This window comes from Halobacterium bonnevillei, from assembly GCF_009831555.1.
GTDB classification, from domain to species: domain Archaea; phylum Halobacteriota; class Halobacteria; order Halobacteriales; family Halobacteriaceae; genus Halobacterium; species Halobacterium bonnevillei.
On the sequence record NZ_WUUU01000009.1, the window covers coordinates 1 to 16876 of the forward strand.

A 16876-nucleotide genomic window follows, 5' to 3' on the forward strand; every position below is an offset into this window, starting at 1 on the left:
GCTGCGTTCGTCTCACTGTACGTTCGCACGGACCGCGACCGCGTCGGCTTCCACGGCGTGCTCGCGGCCGTCGTCAGCGGCCTCGCCGGAGTCACGGTCGGCCTCGGGTTCGCGCTCGGGCACGTCGCGCCGACCGCCGACCACGTCATCGCGCACTTCCGGCTGAACGTGCTCGGCCTGCTCGGCCTGTCCATCGTCGGCGTCGTCTCCCAGTTCTACCCGCCGGCCGTCGGCGTGCTCCCCCACAGCGGCGACCGGACCGCGCTCGCCTCCATCGTCGCGCTCGCCGCGGGCCTGTGGGTGGAGGCAGCGGGTCGCCTCGCCGGGAACGACGGCGTCGCCACTGCCGGACTCGGGGTCGGATTCACCGGTGCGCTCGCGTTCGCGTACGCGTCGCGAGCGCGCTCCGTGCTCGCGCCGCGCGGCGGTGACGCCGGTCGACAGCGTCGGCGAAAACGGCGTCGCCCGGCGGAACGACCGCAGTAGCGTTACCGGAGGAACGAGAGCAGCAGGACACCTAACCCGCAGGCGAGCGCGGGGGACTCGACGATGTGGACCTGGGTGAGCGTCAGCGCCGTCACCTCGAAGAGGACTCCCTCGACGAGCACGCCGAGCGTGATGAACGCGAACCCGAGCGACGCATTGCGAAGGTACGCGCTCGGATTCCGGCGGTACGCGCGGTGGCTGATGGCAGTCGTTCCGACGCCCAGGCCCAGCAGGAGGACGCGCGCACCGATCAGCGCGAGCTGCCAGCCGTCGGTCACGAACCCCCGCCCCCTTCGGGAGACTTCGGCATGCGTCCGTACAGCGAGTACAGCACGACCAGCATCCCGGCAGCGACAGGCGTCGTCTGGATGGCTCCGGCGACGTATATCGACAGCTCGAACACCTCGAACAGCACGCCCGCGAGGACCCGCCGGCGGACAAACCCGACGCCGTCCGCGAGAAGATCACTGAACTCAACGAGATGTGCAACTCGGCGCTCGGGCACGGCCACTGACCGGAGTTCGCGGAGCGGGTTACGTCAGTGTCTGTCTAGTTCTCCCTGTCATCCAATCCGGGGCGGGTGGTCGTCCCGGCGCACTCGCTCGTGAGCCGCGGCGCCGCGTCCTCAGACCGAGTGCACGGACCCGACCTCGGGCGCGGTCGCGTCGACGCCGTCGGCTCGCAACTCCTCGGCGAACGCCTCGCAGCGGTCCCCGTGGTTCACGAGCACGTCGGCGTCCCGGTAGCGTCGAGGAACGCGAGCAGCCCCTTCGCGGTCGGCGTGCGCGGAGAAGTCGAAGCTCTCGACGCGCGCGGCCACTCGGAGGTGGCGCCCGTCGATCTCCGCGCTCCCGGTGTCCAGCAGGTCGCGGCCCGGCGTCCCCGCGACCTGGTACCCGGTGAGCGCGACGAGGTGCTGGGGGTTGCCCGCCACTGCCGGCACGTACGTCATCGCGGGGCCGCCCGAGAGCATCGCAAACGAAGATGTGCAAGTAGTTCGCCAGTGATCGTAACCCTTCCCTGTTTCCCAATTCGCCGGTTACGCTTGGGCGTCGCAACAGTATCTCGCGTAGTAGTCGAGGGCCTCCTCGACGATGCTGAGTCGGTAACTGACGAGCTCCCAGTTGCGTGCGGTGTGCTGTATGTCCCGTGTCCCCGCGGCGGTACTCGTGTCGGCGGCGAGCTTGCGTAGTCCCTCAGGGGAATCCACCCCGTACTCGTTTCGCCACTCCCTAATCTCATCTTGTAAATCGTCTTTCAATGCCACGAGCTCATCGCGGTCATTGTTGTCGATCAGGTCTCGCAGTGTCTGCAACCGTGAGTAGAGTGGATCGGAAGCGTACCTAGTCGTTTCTCCGTGCTCACTCTTCAAGAGCACGCTCAGCTCTTCGAGACGTTCGAGATGTTCTCGAGCCGTATCTTCTGAGACCTGTGCTTCTTCTGCAATATGGGCCACCGACAGCGGCTTTGAGGCGGCTTCTGCGACTGACCGAACCCGGTCAAACGCGCTCGTCTTTGCTTGCCACGCCCCAACGTCCGAGGCGTTTCCTCCCATGGGTTCACTAACGATAGAAGCCTCAATAAAGATACTCAGGTCTATTGAAACCCACAGACGTTGTTACAACGCTCATTCGAAGCACGTTGTTGGCGAGTTAGAGAACGGTTCGGACGATTTCTTTGAGAGCCTCTCAACCTGGTTTGGGGGAGATTCGTCGGCGAAGCTGGAAGGCTCTGAGATACAGCGTCAGCTTTTGAGACACCTCGGTGCGGGGAGAGCCACGCGTCGCTAGCGCGACTCCTAGTCGCGCTCGCGGCCTTTCAGCCACGCGGTGACGTACACTTCGTCGATTTCGACAGGGCCGACGAGGTTGATTGCGGGACGTCGGGCTTTCTGGCGAACCGCTTGACGCGCCGCCGGAGCGACCGGTAGGAGACGTCGATTTTTCAGCGTCTAGCTGGCGAACACTCGTACTTCCTGCTGATATTTTCGAGAACTGCCGTGTTTGATCACTGACTCAGACCGGCAGCGCGGGCAGTAGAGGCCATCACGCCAGTGAACCAGCTCCAGCCGGGTCGCGGCGCTCGCCTCTGAGTTCAGTAATTCGACTGGGAAAATTGCATCGGATGACGCGGTCGCGTCACCCTTGCCCGATACGCATCGACAGCGCCAGATCTACTCAACCAACAATCTGCTTCCCAAGAGCGTACTATTATGCAGTTCGTTGTTTCAATGATAGGGGTATGGGAGCACGTGACGACCGCCCTCTCTTGAGCGCAAGTGCGATTGGCCAGTTCTTCCGTCTCCAGAGCTGTCCCATGTATCTGCAATGGGAGTACGATGATGACGCGCAGGACCGGATCGAAGCGCGTGACTGGTCCCCGGCCTCGGTCAACCCTGTGCTGACAGGGGAAGGTGACAACTTCGAGTTCGAGCAGTTAGAGTATCTCGTCGACGAGGCGGATGCAGTCTTCGGCACGCAGAAGGCCAGGTCGTCGGACCCCGCAGCGTCCAGCGCGTCGACCCCGTTCACGGTGGTGTCCGGTCCCGTGAACGGCGCGTCGAGGAACGACGCGACCGCACTGGCGGCCACCGTCATCGTCCCCGTTCGACGTCGCGTCGATTCCGTTCCGTGGCTTGGCTCAGTGTACCAATCACGCTCGGTTTCGACTCCACGCGGGGACCGCTTACTTATACGTCTTGTAAGGGGCGGTCGGCGTTCGTCACCGTCGCCGGTGGGGTTCCGCGTGGTCGACGACCCACTGCTTGGCCTCCCGCAGGACCGGCCAGCCGTCGTAGCTCCAGAGCGCGGCCACCGCGCCGAACAGCACGACGTAGAGGCCGACGTAGAACGACGCCTCGCCGGAGAGGACGTCAGACCCGAACGCGAGGAAGTACGACGTGAACCGCTCGACGAACCCCCTCCGGGTCTCGTACCCGGCCAGATCCACGACGGGCCAGAGGACGCGCCCGAACACGACAGACTTCGAAAGCACCGCCGCGAGCGCGACGTCGGCGAGCAGGTGCGAGCCGTATCCGACGGCGAACGCCAGCCCGTACTGCCGGCGGTCGACGTGGTGGGCGAGTACCGCCACTGCGGCGACGGCCGGCACCGCGACGAACACGGAGTGACCCGCCCCGAATCCAGTCTCGAACGTCCGCAGCGACCACGACAGCGGTTTGTCCACGAGGTCCGGGAGCTGGGTGGCGACGGCGAGCACGAGCGTCGGCCCGCCGACCGGCGCTTCGCCGAACGACGCCCGCGACGACAGCGAGTACAGCAAGTAGCCGAAGGCGAGATGGCCCCACGGCCACATCGTCAGGAACTGCCCCCGTCCCCAGTGACGTCGAGGAAGACGCTGAGGGACCGGTGGGCGTTCTCGCGGGACGGATCCGAGGGCGGGTCGCCCTCGTACAGCAGGTAGACGACTCGGTACTCGGAGCCGGACTCGAGGGGGCCGACCTGGTGGCTGAGCCGCTCGGTCTCACCGGACGCGACCTCGGCATCGAGCGTCGTACGCGTGTCTCTGCCGAGGACCTCGACGCCCGAGTCGGTCCGCTCCACGCGCTGGAGTTCGACGACGACCGAGTACTCGTGGTCGGTGCCGTTTTGGTTCGTTATCGTCGGGTGGAGCGTCTGCTGGTCGCCGGCGGCGAGCGTGGACGGGACGGCGTCGACAGTGTACTCGCCGTCGCCGTTCTCGCCGACCACGTAGAACTCCGTGAACTGCTGGTCGTCGGTCGGGGCGGTGTACGCGAACGCCGCGCTGGCGAGCATCGCGAGCACCGCGACGACCACGAGAACGTTGAGCGCGACTTCGCGACGGGAGGTCGGTCGGCTGTCGTCGGCCTCCAGCAACGCTGCCGAGTGGACGGTGAACTGCCCGCCGAACGAACTCAGCGTCGAACGCAGCGGGAGTCCGCTCCGGCGCTCCGACTGGAGGCCGGCGCGTCTGACGAACGCCACGACGAAGAGCGCGACTGTCAGCGACGCGACCGCGACGAACATCGGTGCTGGCCGGATACCGAACGGCGAGAAGTTCACGACGAGTGCGACGAGCGCGGTCAGTGCCGCACTGGAAACGACTGCGAGGAGAAGGCGCTCCCCGGGTGCAATGCCCGCGTAGACAGCGTCGCGGACGAAGCCGTGCGACGACGTCGTCGTCGAGTCCGCGTCCGCGTGTCGTTGCGGGTACATCGCCGCCAGGAACGCGTATCCCGGGACGAGCAGCGCGAACGGGAGCGCCAGCGCGGCGCGAACACCGCCGGTCACGCCGACTGAGAGCACCGCGACGGGGACGAGAATCGCGTAGGCGGTGCCGACGAGGAGGTCCAGTCGCCACCGGACTGAGTCTGTTGCCATCGTCACGTGGTTCGGGGGTCGGACAAAAAACTACAAACATCATAGGCGGGCAGCGGCGCGCGCGATCACGCCCGATTGGCGAAGACGGCCGCCAGTACCCGCAGAGCGCGAGCCTTGGAGTACAGCCAGGATCGTTGCAGATTATTGTTCTGGCCGATGAGCGGGCAGAGCGGCGCTGAAATGCTTTACATCGGTTGTAAAGTGTTGCAACGGTCCGAAACGGTCTGCAATGACTGTTCCCCTTTATCTTATCGCCGCTTTTGGGGTGAATCACGATGCCAGCCAACGACGCAGCGACGACAGTTCGACCGAATAGCGCCGGCACGGACGTCATGAACCACCAGCGGCTGTCGGACGACAAGATCTTCCACCTGCTGCAGAACGAGCGTCGCCGGGCCGTCATCCGGTACCTTCGGGACGAGGAGGGCACGGTCAGCATGCGCGACATCGCCGAGCAGGTCGCCGCGTGGGAGCACGACACGTCAGTCGCCGCGCTCGACTCGGACGAGCGCCAGCGCGTGTACATCCCGCTGTACCAGAACCACCTGCCGAAGCTCGACGAGGAAGGCGTCATCGAGTACAACCAGAGCCGCGGGACAGTCGAGCGAACGTCCGTCGCCGACCAGCTCGAACAGTACCTCACGGATGACCTCGAAGCGTCCGCGAGCGTCGCCCCCAGCCAGCCCAACCATGCGGTCTCGACGGGCGACTGGACGGAGGGGTACATCGGCGCGACCGCGCTCTCGGGCGTGTTCTTCCTGGGCGCGGTGTTCAACGTCCCGGCAGTGTCTGACCTGCTGCTCGCGTCCCTGATGCTGGTCACGTTCGCAACCGTGACGTTCCTCCACGCGACCGCTGATTCGTATGCGTCGCTCTCCCCGACGAACTTCTTCCCCGGCTGACGCGGAGCGCACCAACGACCGACCCGATTGGTACCAAATGTCTGCTGAAACGTACCGTCTGGTCTCGGAGCTCGTTCGACCCGGCGACCACTTCGACGTTCCGAACGGCGTCCAGCCAGTTGTCGAAGGAGTGGACCGCCGGGGGTTCGTCCGCGTCACTTACCTGAAACAGGTCACGGCGATTCCGATCGAGAACGACCCGGAACTCGAGTACGTCGAATAGCGTCCCAGCCTGGTCGTCGATTCACCCGTCCGCGGATTCGAGGCGGTTCCGTGTGGGAGTACGATTAGAAAGCACGGACGGTCCGTCCGAGAACCCCTCGAGTGTACCCGCGTGGAGGTGGCGCCAATAGGAACGCGTGGACCGACACGGCCGGTCGCTTCGGGGAAACGGCCCACCGTACGTCGCGAGGCGGTGGTCAGTTCCGTCGCTGCAGTCGTCCGACGCGGCGAGTCACCAGGGAGGGACGACGCCCGCACGACAGGCGGAAGACAAACTACGTACTTGAGAGATAATTCAACGTTTGCAAACAGTTTCACGCAGTTTGGGGCCTCGCAGTCCCCCGATTGTACGCCACTATGAAGACAATCTGTTATGTAGTTCGACAGAGATGAAAGCGGTGGGTTTCGATGCAACGGTCGGCCAAAAAGTATACGCTCACGGATTCCAGAGATACGTTAACCGCGAAGTCAAAATGGGGGGTACGAATTTCCACGCTCTGCTGGCATTCCTCGTGCTATCCGTCGCAGTCTTAGTGGCTTCGACGAGCGGTGTTGCCTCGGCAGGGGCAGCGGACCTTTCATACGCCTCGAACGATTCGACCGCGGCGACCAACGCGACCGTCGAGAACGTCACGTTCTCCGAATCGGCGGCAAACACGACGAACGAGGGTCACCCCGTCATCTGGCAGGGCCAGTCCTTCGAGACGACTGTCGAATATGATCCGCCGGACAAGTCCGGCTACGAGGTCTGTCTCTGGGCGGATACGTCCGAGGTTCAGAGCTGCAAGACGGTCAATCTCGGCGACCCCGCGAACCGCACGTCCGTGACGTTCGAACTGTCGGAGTGGCCGACCGACGAAAACGGGAAGGTGGCCCTCAGCACCGAGTTGCGATTCGACGGTGAGACGCTCGACAGTTCGACCACGGACGTCGTCGTATTGGCCCAAAACGGCAGTTACGACGGCGACAGCCTCCAGAACACGGAGGAACTCGGAATGAACTCGAGCGTACTCTCGGCCGACACCGACAACGATGGCCTGAGAGACGGCCGGGAGATCGAACTCGCCACCGACCCTACTGATCCAGACTCCGACGACGACGGCCTGAGAGACGCACGCGAACTGGAACTCGGCACCGACCCCACCGAAAAAGACACCGACGGCGACGGCCTCACCGACGGCCGCGAAGCCGAACTCGGCACCGACCCCACCGAAAAAGACACCGACGGCGACGGGTTGAGCGACGACACGGAGGTCACGTACGGCACGAACCCGACGAGTTCGAAGTCGCCGTTCACGGTCGCGGTCGGCGTCGTCGTCACGGGAGTGGCCGGCATCATCTTCGCAACGCGTCGATTCGATGGGGGCCTGTTCCAGTGGCGGGCCAACGACCGGAGTATACTCTCGTTCCCGGCGCGGTCCGGGCACAGCGAGTCACCGTCTCAGGAGCAGCAGGACGCCGACGAGGAGCCAGCGACAGAGACACAGCAGGCAGAGACTCCGGGCGTCGCCGCCAATCGGGCCATCGACCCGGACCGCGAGAGGGTACTGCGAATCCTCCAGGAGAGCGGCGGCCGGATTCGTCAGCGGCAGGTCGTCGACGAGACCGACTGGTCGGCGTCGAAGGTGAGTCGCCGACTCTCGAAGATGGAAGACGACGGCCTGATCAGCAAAGTGACCATCGGTCGCGAGAACATCGTGATGCTAGACGACGAGGACCACGGGGCGGACTTCGACGAGACCTGACCGACGCAGCCAGCGCGCGGGACGGACCCAACAGAACTCCCACCCGGCCGTGCAAGTCGGCACCGGGTATCCGGCTTCGAGTTCGACGAGGTCAGCAGACGCGCGGGGACTTCGCTTACCGACGGACAGCCAACACTCCCCGGATTCGGCTGCCAACTGACCGCCGGCCTCAGTCGTCGCGCGCTGCTAGCGTCCGGAACTGTTCGCGGGTGGCGTCGACATCCAGGTTCGGCGCAGTGACTGAATCAGACGTGACGACCCGGGGGACGGCGTCGGCGTCCAGTTCCTGGAACCGCGTCGAAGCCGCCCGAACCGCGTCGCTGTGCCCGGAGCCCGTGAACTCGGCTTCGAACTGGTCAGTGGGCTCCACGCCAGCCTCGGACGCGAACCGAGCGAGCGCGTCTGGTTGCGCCCACGCCTCCCGCTCCGGCGGCTGATTCGCGAACACGTACTCGAAGTACTCCCAGTAGGCGTCCGGGTCGACGTGCCACGCGGCGAGTCCGGCGCGGGACGCGCGCGGGGCGTCCTCGCCGAGGAACGGTTCGTCGCCGTCGTACGCAACAGACCGGAACTCGAGCGCGACGTCCCCGGACGCGACGAACTCGGCGACGAGTTCGGGGAGGCCCGTCCGAACGAATTCCCGCGTGTACGGACACTTCCAGCTCCCGTAGACTGTCGCGACCGGCGCGTCCGACCGCGCGCTCATCGTGGCGTACTCGTAGTCCGCGGGCGCGTCGGGAATCGGCGTCTCGGCTGCGAACACGTCCGGCTCCGTGATGTCGACGTCCGTCGCTTCCGGACCGTTCGAAGTCGTGCCGTTTTCGGGCGTTGTGTCGCTTGTTTGCGTATCGTTTCGCGTCGTCTGTGCTGGCTCCTCGGCCGAGGACTCCGAGTCGTCGAACGCGCCTGTGAGACTCGCACAGCCGGACAGCGACCCGGTGAGCCCGGTCGCCGCGAGGGCCAGCGCGTAGCGGCGTGTCGTCTCGTGCACGTCCCACACCAGAACTCCCCGCTGGTTTATTACTCAGTTTGTAAACGTCCACCGCCACAGCCGACCACCTCGTCCGTTCCCCCAGCCACGCGTACGCCCCGAATTTCGGCCTCTAACACCTGTATATCCAGTGATTAGACTGAATATAGTAATGGACCGGCCGGGTGTTGCCAGAATCGAGTCCGCATCGAACCCTGTCAGGGCCGCGGTGCGGTAAGGGCACACGACCATGCACGACACAGACAGTTCGATTCCCGTCAGTACGCGGATCGAATACGGCCGCTCGAGTTGGACCACTAACGATCAGCCCCCCGTTGTGGGGTGGACGTGATGTGTGGAATTATCGCCTGCGTCGGTAGCGGCCGGACGGTCCCGACGCTGCTCGACGGGCTCGACAACCTCGAGTACCGGGGCTACGACTCCGCGGGCGTCGCAGTCCAGAACGGCGCGGGCGTGTCCGTGTACAAGCGCGCCGGCTCCGTCTCGGACATCAAAGACGATATCTCGCGGGCCGCGCCGGACGGCGACGTCGGCATCGGTCACACGCGGTGGAGCACCCACGGACCACCGACTGACGCCAACGCCCACCCCCACACTGACGGTGCCGGTGACGTCGCCGTCGTCCACAACGGCGTCATCGACAACTACCAGACCCTCCGCTCGGAGCTCGAGGACCGCGGCGTCGAATTCACCAGCGACACGGACACGGAAGTCGTGCCGCACCTGTTCGCCGAGCACCTCGAGGACTACGCGGACACCGAGACGGCGTTCCGGCGCACCATCGAGACCATCGAGGGCAGTTACGCCATCGCCGCAGTCGTCGACGGCGAGGACGCGGTGTACGCCGCGCGGAACGGGACGCCACTCGTCGTCGGCGTCGACGACGACAGGTACTTCCTCGCGAGCGACGTGCCGGCGTTCCTCGAGTACACGCAGGACGTCGTGTTCCTGGAAGACGGCGACGTCGCGGTCGTTCGCCCGGACGACATCGCCACGAAGAACGTGAGCGGCGACTCGGTCAACCGCGCCGTGGACCGCGTCGACTGGGACCCCCAGGAGACGGGGAAGGGCGCCTACGACCACTACATGCTCAAGGAGATCAACACCCAGCCGACGGCCCTCAAGCAGACCATCGAGGGGCGCCTCGACGTCGAGGACGCGACGGTCGACATCGAGGACTTCGACAGGGGAACCTTCTCGGAGTTCGACCGAGTGCAGTTCGTCGCGTGCGGGACCTCCTACCACGCCGCGCTGTACGGGTCGAAGCTCCTCGACGACGTCGGCGTCGACTCGACGGCCTACCGCGCGAACGAGTACGACACGAACACCGGGCCGGCGTGCCCCGACACCCTCGTGGTCGCCGTCACCCAGAGCGGAGAGACCGCTGACACGCTCAAGGCGATGCGGTACGCCGAAGCTGACGGCGCGACGACGCTCGCCGTCACCAACGTCGTCGGGTCGACCGCTGCACGCGAGGCGGACCACTCGATGTTCATCCGTGCCGGCCCCGAGATCGGGGTGGCCGCGACCAAAACGTTCTCCTCGCAGGTCGTCTCGCTTGCGTTGCTGTCCCGGCAGTTCGCGATGGACTTCCCGGACGCATCGCCGCGTGCGGACTTCGACGAACTCGCAGAAGCGCTCGCACGACTTCCGAGCGACGTGGAGACGGTCCTCGACCAGTCGAACGCCCGCACCATCGCGAACCGCTACGTCAACGACGACGCGTTCTTCTTCATCGGGCGGGACCTCGGATTCCCGGTCGCGAAGGAGGGCGCGCTCAAGTTCAAGGAGATCACCTACCAGCACGCCGAAGGGTTCACGTCCGGCCGCCTCAAGCACGGCCCGCTCGCGCTGGTGACGCCGTCGACGCCGCTGTTCGCCATCGTCACGGGCCGGCACAACGAGAAGACGCTGACGAACGCCAAGGAAGCAAAGAGCCGGGGGGCGCCGATCGTGCTCGTCACGGACGACCCCGACGCGCACTCGGACCTCGCAGACGTCGGGCTCGAGGTCCCCTCCACGCACCCGCTGCTTGAGGGACTCCTGGCGAACGTTCAGTTGCAACTGCTGGCGTACCACGCGGCCGACCAGCTCGGCCGCTCGATAGACAAACCCCGGAACCTCGCAAAGAGCGTCACCGTGGAATGACGCCCCGGAGGAGACGGTGAACAAAGAGCTGTTCGGCGTGTTCGGCGGTCGGACAGCATTCGAGCGCGTCCGGTCGCCCGCAGCGTTCGACCGCGTCGTCGAGGGCCCCGCAGTCACGGTCGGCGTTCGGGACGACGGGCTGGACGTTCCCGGATGGACGCAGGTCGAGTCCCGGGACGACGGCTGCTGCGTGGTCTGGGGAGAGGCGTACGTGCCGGATTCGGACTCCGACCCGGCGACCTGGCTGCTCGACCAGTACCCGAGTCTGGGCGCGAAAGCGCTGTCCGCGCTGAACGGTTCCTTTCTCGCTGTCGTGGACGACGGCTTCCGGCCGGTCGTCGCGGGCGACCCGCTGCGGACGCGGGAGTGCTTCTTCACGGACCTGGAGGAGAATCGGGTCTTCGGGACGGACCCGACGACAGTGGTGAACCTGCTTGAGGACCCGAGTCCGTGCCGGCGATCGCTCGTGGAGTTCGTGCACCTGGGCGTCGTGCTCGGGGACCGCACGCTCTTCGAGGACGTGGCGCGCGTGCCGTTCGACGGCTACCTCGAACCCGACGACTCCGGGGCGCTGGACAGGTTCGTCTACGACGCGCGGGAGTTCAACTACGCCGATTCGCTGGCCCGCCGCCTGCAGCGCGCAATCGACCGGCGGAGCGGCCAGCCCGGACGGACCGGCGTCATGCTCAGTGCGGGCTACGATTCCCGGGTACTGCTCGCGGAACTCGACGACGTGGACCGCTGTTACACAGTCGGCCGTCCGGACAGCGACGAGGTGTCGGTCTCACGGCAGCTCGCCCACCAACACGGCGCGGACCACCACGTCCTCGACCCGGCCGACGGGTACCTGAACACGCGCCCGGAGACGATCCAGTACGGACAGAGCATCAAGGAATCCCTGCAGGTGCACCAGGCCGTCGACGGCGCCCACATCGACGTCGACTCCCTCCACCACGGATTGTTGTTCGACACGCTCCTGTCCGGCCACTTCCTCCCGCGGCGGACCATCGACGTCCTGGACTACACGTTCCCGCTCCGGGGGCTCGAATCGGACCCGGACGTCGCGGAGACGCTCCTGTTCGACAACTTCGGGTTCTGGACGATCAGCGACCTCGTCCCGTCGGGGACCGTCTCGCCCCCCGAGGACAGCGTCGAGTTCTGCCGGGACGCGATCGAGACCCAGTACGACCGGCTCGCCGACCGGTTCGACTCGCCGTACGACGCCATCGCGGCCATCGGCATCCAGAACCAGCCGGCTGTGCCGTTCCACACGCACCTCGCCGACAACTCGTTTGCGACGTTCCTCGCGGCCGACGCGGAACTAGTCGACTGGCACCTCAACACGCCGCCCGAACACCGGAACAAGCGAACCTACCGGCGCGCACTCGAACAGGTCGACGCGTCCCTGCTGTCGCCGCGGCCGCCGGACCGCCCCCACGATAGCTACCAGCTGAATCAAATAGAGCAGTTCCTCCGCCGAGTGCTCCCCGGAGTCACGGCCTTCGAGTCGCCGTGGCCGGACCGCGCCGAACAGTACGACCGCAGCGACCTCGACGACCGCCTGTTCGACGAGGGGAGCGACCTCCGCGAGTTCCCGCCGCGCCTGAAACTCCGCCTGCACGACGCGGTCTGTTGGTTCGATTCGATCGCCGACGGGACGCACGTCGACCCGGTCGACGTCTTCTCCTCGCCCCTCGAGACGCGGTAGCGGCGCTGGGTTCGACGCACCACCCCGCGCTCGTCAGTCGCCGTCGGCCTCCCGCGGCGGGGCGGCGGCTTGCTCTCGAACCCCGACGGATTCCTTGACCCGGAGATACTCGGTCAGTTTGGGCGACCCTGCCCCAGCTATCGCTTCGGGTCTCGACTGACACCACACGTCCCGAACCGTAGATTCTGCCGAGCGAAGCGCGCCCGATCGGGGAGCGACAAGAGCGTGTCTCCCCCTCGAGGCTGAGTGGTGGTCAGAGGAACCCGTCGTCCGTCGTCGTGTTGTTCGCAGTCGTCGAAGTGTTGTTCGTCGTCGTAGTCGTGGTGTTGCCCGTCGTGGTGGTGGTGTTGTTCGTGGTGTTCGTGGTGGTCGTGGTGTTCGTGGTGGTCGTGGTGGTCGTGGTGTTCGTGGTGGTCGTGGTGGTTGTCGACGTGGTGTCGTTCGTCGTGGTGGAAGTCGTCGTGTCGTTCGTCGTGGTGGTCGTGTTGTTCGTGGTCGTACTCGTCGTGTTGTCCGTCGTGGTGGTCGTGTCGTTCGTCGTTGTGGGCATATTCTCCGTCGTCGTCGGTCCCGCCGTCGTATTCGTCGGGGGTTGGTCAGTGGTGTCGGTCGGTCCGCTCGTCGTGGATTGGTCCGTTCCGGTCGACGGCTGGTCCGTCGTGTTCGGCGACGTCGTCGTCGGTGCAGACGTCGTTCCCTGGTCGGCGTCGTCGCCACCGCCGAGAACCGGGAGCGCGCCCGCGCCGGCGACAGAGAGGACGATGCCGACGACGAAGAACACCGCGCCTGCCGCGAACAACCACCGCTGGAACTGGGCCCGTGACGGGTCACGGTCCCGGACTGGCCCCGCGAGACGTCGCCGCACCCGTTCCGCAACGTTGCCGAATGGCCCGGGAAGCGACCCGAGGAAGTGCGTCACTTCGATGGGGTCCAGCGCACCGGTGACGAACGCGGCGAGCGTGAACACGACGAGTCCGACCGGCGGGACGACCACTATCGCGAGCACGTCGCTCGGAATTGCCCGGGCGACCACGAACAGCACGGGCGCCGTGACCGCGACGGTCGCCAGCGTGCGGGCGAGACGGATGTCCGCGAACGGGTCGAACCCGATACTGCGCGCGCTCCAGACGTGGAACCACAGCATCGACCCGTAGGCCGTCGTGGTCGCGACCGCCGCGCCGGTCATCCCGAACCGGGGGATGAGCAGGGCGTTCAACGCGACGTTCAGCGTGGCCGCCGTTGCGGTGCCGATGACGAGCGAGCGGAGGTCCCCGCTCCCCTGCCCGATGCTGAGGATCGGGCGCGCGACGGCGAACCCGAACGCACCCGGCAGGAGGATGTACAGCGGCACGATGCCGGCGAGGAACTCCTGGGAGTACAGCACTGGGACGACGATGGGTGCGAGTACGGCGATCCCCAGCCCCATCAGCAGCGTGAGCAGGGTGGTGTACCGCGTGATCCGGGCGGACATCGCCTTGATGCGCGCGTAGTCGTCGCGCTCGAACAGTTCGCTCGTGGACTGGAGCAACACCGTCTGGAGGGCCACGGGGACGAACCAGAGGAACTCGGCGAACAGCAACGCGACCTTGTAGTAGGCGGCCGCCGTCTCGCTCTCGAACACGCGGAGCAGGATGACGTCGACGTGGTACAGCGACGTCAACAGCAGGATGAGCACGACGCTGAGGCTGTTGAAACTCAGCATCTCGCGACGCGGGAGGCCGCTCGTCGACGACGAGACGACCTTCCACAGCGACACGCGCCGCGAGAGGAAACCGAGGCCGACGAACCCGACGAGGACGCTGGTCAGGATGTGGCTCGCGAGCACGCCCTCGACGCCGTACCCGAGTGCGACGAGTGCGACCGCACCGACGAGAAATCCGGACTTGTAGAGCACGCGCAACGACTCCGAGTACTGCTCGAGTTTGAAGCCCATGAGCGCGCGGCGGACGTACGCGCGGAACTGGGCGGTGACGACGAGCACGGCGAGCAGCCGCAGGTACAGCCCCAGGTTGTCCGCGTCGACGAACCGCCCGATGAGGTTCGTGGACGCGACCAGCCAGAGTCCAACGGCGCCCACGAGCGCGGCCGCCGTCGCGTACCGCAGGTAGAACCCGAGGACGCGTTCCTCCCAGTTCCGGCGGTCCCGGTTCTCCGAGAGGAACTTCCGCACGCCGTCCGTGACGCCCGTGCTGACGAGTGTCATGTAGAGGCTGAACAGCGAGAACAGGAACACGTAGCTCCCGTACGGCTCCGCTCCGAGGTAGCGGACCAGCAGCGGCGACCCGACGATGCCGACCACGAGCACGAACACCTTGGCGGCCACGACGAAGCTGAAGCCAGTTGTGACGCTCCGTGACACACGTCTACGCCACCCCCGGACGTTCTGGTGGCGCCCAGTCCACGTTCAGCGGCCGGTTGTTCGCGCCGTTCATCGGTCTCGAGTCACCGATTCCCCGGGCCGCGTCGTCGCCCCGGATGAGAGTTTTACGCCCGCGTTCAGACTGGTGTTGATGCCGGTTTTCGCCCCGTCGCCGACGACGACCCCGAACTTCCGGCGACCCGTGTCGACCGCGTCGCCTTTCACGTGCACGCGGACGGACTGGTCGTCGTGCCGGAGGTTCGCGACGTTCGTGCCCGCCCCGAAGTTCACGTCCCTGCCGAGAACGCTGTCCCCGACGTACGAGAGGTGGCTGACGCTCGTGTCGGCCATCACGACGCTGTTCTTGATTTCCACCGCGTGCCCGACCTCGACGCCGCGTCCGAGGAGCGTGGCGCCGCGGACGTACGCGTTCGGTCCGACCGACGCTCCCTCGCGGACGAGTACGGGGCCTTCGAGGACGGCGCCCGAATCGACGGTGGCGCCCGGCTCCACGGCGACGGCGCCGCGAACCGTAGCGTCCTCGTGCACGTCGCCGTCGAGTCGCTGGGCGAGCCGGCCGAGGCGGCGCTCGTTCGCCTCCAGGAGTTCCCACGGCCGCCCGACGTCCAGCCAGCGGTCGAACTCGACGGGGGTCACGTCGAACGAGTCGGCGACGCTCGCGAGGACGTCAGTCAGTTCGCGTTCCCCGCGTTCGCTCTCCTCGACCTCCAGCCACCGGAGTGCTCGCTCGGGGAAGACGTACGCGCCCGCGTTCGCCATCCTGCTGTCGGGGTTCGCCGGCTTCTCGACGACTTCCGTGACCACGCCGCCGTCGGTGGTGAGAACGCCGTAGTTCGATGGGCGCTCGACTTCGTAGGCGGCGACGCTCGGCGACCGCTCGACGAGCCGCTTGACGTCCCGCGCCGCGTAGAGGTTGTCGCCGTTGAGTACGAGGAAGTCACCGTCGATCGTGCGACGCGCGGTGTCGACGGCGTCGGCCGTGCCGTCGGTGGCCCCCTGTTCGACGTACAGCACGGGGACGGTGCGATAGCTGTCGCCGAAGAACTCGCGAACGGTGTCCGACTCGTACCCGACGACGAACACGAGTTCCTCGGCGCCGGCTTCGACGGCCGCGTCGGCGACGTGTGCGAGGAGTGGTCTGTCGGCGACTGGGAGCATCGGTTTCGGATGGCTGTCTGAGAGCGGTCGTATACGAGTACCACGTCCTGCAGCCAGAATTACGGCCTGCATCGTTGTACGATTCACTACCGGGCGGGCGGGTTTCATTATAAGCAATATAAGGTGATCTGCCGGCGTTTCCCGGTTGTTCGGCCTCGCTGGGCGTTTCCGAGCGGCGGGACGCGGACCGATTCGACCCGGAGAAAATAGTTCCGAAAAGGGGAGGCGGTTCGGAAGGGCGGGCGGTCCGGTGTTCGACGCCACCAAGCGTCCCCAGACCGTCCCACGAGAGACGACGACGGCCACCATTCTTACTATACAGTTGGTAAACCCGCTCGGAGTCGTGGGATCGCCCGTCGCTTCGGCGGCCGTCTCCCGGCCGAACTGCTTACACGCGTGCTAAATTCCTGAACGGTCGGGGGTGTACTTGAACGGGGGCGCACAACGGATTGCCAGCCAATGCCCGACCTGACAGCCTTACAGCGCGACATCTTGTTCGCAGTTGCAGGACTGGACTCGCCGAACGGCCAGGAGATTCGACGCGAACTCGCCGAGACCCAGGGCCGGAACGTGCTCTCCGGGCACATCTACATCACACTCGGACAGCTCGTCGACAAGGGGCTGATAACGAAGCGGGCGCGGGACGGCCGGTCGAACGAGTACTCGCTCACCGACCGCGGCGACAGGTGGCTGCGGGACCGACTCCAGTGGGAGGACGCCTACGTCTCCCTCAAGCGCGTCGAGGGTGTATGACGCGACGTCGGCCGCCGGAACG

General features: G+C 66.1%; 14 protein-coding genes and 4 pseudogenes. 7 read left to right on the forward strand and 11 right to left on the reverse strand.

Features of this window, described 5'->3' with window-relative positions; all coding sequences use genetic code 11:
- Positions 1-486 (forward strand): annotated as a pseudogene (locus tag GRX66_RS02710) (hypothetical protein); the annotation flags it as partial.
- A gap of 2 nt (positions 487-488) precedes the next feature.
- Here the strand turns inward: GRX66_RS02710 and GRX66_RS02715 are convergent.
- The 8 genes and pseudogenes from GRX66_RS02715 to GRX66_RS02745 form a co-directional block, all read right to left on the reverse strand.
- Positions 489-764: a DUF7521 family protein gene (locus GRX66_RS02715; RefSeq protein ID WP_325063923.1), complete on the reverse strand. Its 276-nt coding sequence runs from the start codon at positions 762-764 to the stop codon at positions 489-491.
- Positions 761-997 (reverse strand): DUF7521 family protein, encoded by a 237-nt coding sequence (locus GRX66_RS02720; protein WP_159525155.1) that lies wholly within the window; start codon positions 995-997, stop codon positions 761-763. The genes GRX66_RS02715 and GRX66_RS02720 overlap by 4 nt, the downstream gene beginning before the upstream one ends.
- Before the next feature lie 114 nt (positions 998-1111).
- A pseudogene (locus GRX66_RS02725) lies at positions 1112-1483 on the reverse strand (MBL fold metallo-hydrolase RNA specificity domain-containing protein); the annotation flags it as partial.
- A 42-nt stretch (positions 1484-1525) separates the two neighbouring features.
- A complete protein-coding gene (locus GRX66_RS02730; protein WP_159525157.1) occupies positions 1526-2041 on the reverse strand; it encodes a winged helix-turn-helix domain-containing protein in 516 nt (171 codons plus the stop codon).
- Positions 2042-2287: 246 nt separating this feature from the next.
- A pseudogene (locus tag GRX66_RS20710) lies at positions 2288-2456 on the reverse strand (IS1595 family transposase); the annotation flags it as partial.
- An 8-nt stretch (positions 2457-2464) separates the two neighbouring features.
- Positions 2465-2602: pseudogene (locus GRX66_RS20715) on the reverse strand (IS1595 family transposase); the annotation flags it as partial.
- Between the two features lie 605 nt (positions 2603-3207).
- The gene (locus GRX66_RS02740; RefSeq protein WP_159525158.1) at positions 3208-3801 is read right to left on the reverse strand and encodes a metal-dependent hydrolase; all 594 of its coding nucleotides are present in this window, start codon (positions 3799-3801) and stop codon (positions 3208-3210) included.
- A gap of 2 nt (positions 3802-3803) precedes the next feature.
- Complete coding sequence (locus tag GRX66_RS02745) at positions 3804-4847, reverse strand: DUF1616 domain-containing protein (RefSeq protein WP_159525159.1); 1044 nt, start codon at positions 4845-4847, stop codon at positions 3804-3806.
- A gap of 275 nt (positions 4848-5122) precedes the next feature.
- On the opposite strand from GRX66_RS02745, the gene GRX66_RS19755 reads away from it, so the two are divergent.
- From GRX66_RS19755 to GRX66_RS20465, 3 genes are all read left to right on the forward strand, one after another.
- Positions 5123-5749 carry a DUF7344 domain-containing protein gene (locus tag GRX66_RS19755; protein ID WP_233745257.1) on the forward strand — a complete coding sequence of 209 codons (627 nt, stop codon included), beginning with the start codon at positions 5123-5125 and terminating at the stop codon, positions 5747-5749.
- Positions 5750-5786: 37 nt separating this feature from the next.
- Positions 5787-5972 carry a hypothetical protein gene (locus GRX66_RS02755; protein WP_159525160.1) on the forward strand — a complete coding sequence of 62 codons (186 nt, stop codon included), beginning with the start codon at positions 5787-5789 and terminating at the stop codon, positions 5970-5972.
- A gap of 532 nt (positions 5973-6504) precedes the next feature.
- On the forward strand, positions 6505-7716 hold the full coding sequence (locus GRX66_RS20465) for a helix-turn-helix transcriptional regulator (protein WP_159525161.1): 1212 nt from the start codon (positions 6505-6507) through the stop codon (positions 7714-7716).
- A 169-nt stretch (positions 7717-7885) separates the two neighbouring features.
- On the opposite strand, the gene GRX66_RS02765 is transcribed toward GRX66_RS20465, so the two are convergent.
- On the reverse strand, positions 7886-8707 hold the full coding sequence (locus tag GRX66_RS02765) for a DsbA family protein (RefSeq protein WP_159525162.1): 822 nt from the start codon (positions 8705-8707) through the stop codon (positions 7886-7888).
- 330 nt (positions 8708-9037) lie between these two features.
- On the opposite strand from GRX66_RS02765, the gene glmS reads away from it, so the two are divergent.
- Together glmS and GRX66_RS20470 are read left to right on the forward strand one after the other, a co-directional pair.
- A complete protein-coding gene (gene glmS, locus GRX66_RS02770; RefSeq protein WP_159525163.1) occupies positions 9038-10855 on the forward strand; it encodes a glutamine--fructose-6-phosphate transaminase (isomerizing) in 1818 nt (605 codons plus the stop codon).
- A 16-nt stretch (positions 10856-10871) separates the two neighbouring features.
- Complete coding sequence (locus tag GRX66_RS20470; protein ID WP_159525164.1) at positions 10872-12563, forward strand: asparagine synthase-related protein; 1692 nt, start codon at positions 10872-10874, stop codon at positions 12561-12563.
- 253 nt (positions 12564-12816) lie between these two features.
- Here GRX66_RS20470 and GRX66_RS20475 read toward each other — a convergent pair whose 3' ends face one another.
- Both GRX66_RS20475 and glmU read right to left on the reverse strand, forming a co-directional pair.
- Positions 12817-14922 (reverse strand): lipopolysaccharide biosynthesis protein, encoded by a 2106-nt coding sequence (locus tag GRX66_RS20475; protein ID WP_159525165.1) that lies wholly within the window; start codon positions 14920-14922, stop codon positions 12817-12819.
- Between the two features lie 69 nt (positions 14923-14991).
- Positions 14992-16173 (reverse strand): bifunctional sugar-1-phosphate nucleotidylyltransferase/acetyltransferase, encoded by a 1182-nt coding sequence (gene glmU / locus GRX66_RS02785; RefSeq protein ID WP_159525166.1) that lies wholly within the window; start codon positions 16171-16173, stop codon positions 14992-14994.
- A 387-nt stretch (positions 16174-16560) separates the two neighbouring features.
- On the opposite strand from glmU, the gene GRX66_RS02790 reads away from it, so the two are divergent.
- Positions 16561-16854: a helix-turn-helix transcriptional regulator gene (locus GRX66_RS02790; protein ID WP_159525167.1), complete on the forward strand. Its 294-nt coding sequence runs from the start codon at positions 16561-16563 to the stop codon at positions 16852-16854.
- The last annotated feature ends 22 nt before the right edge of the window (positions 16855-16876 follow it).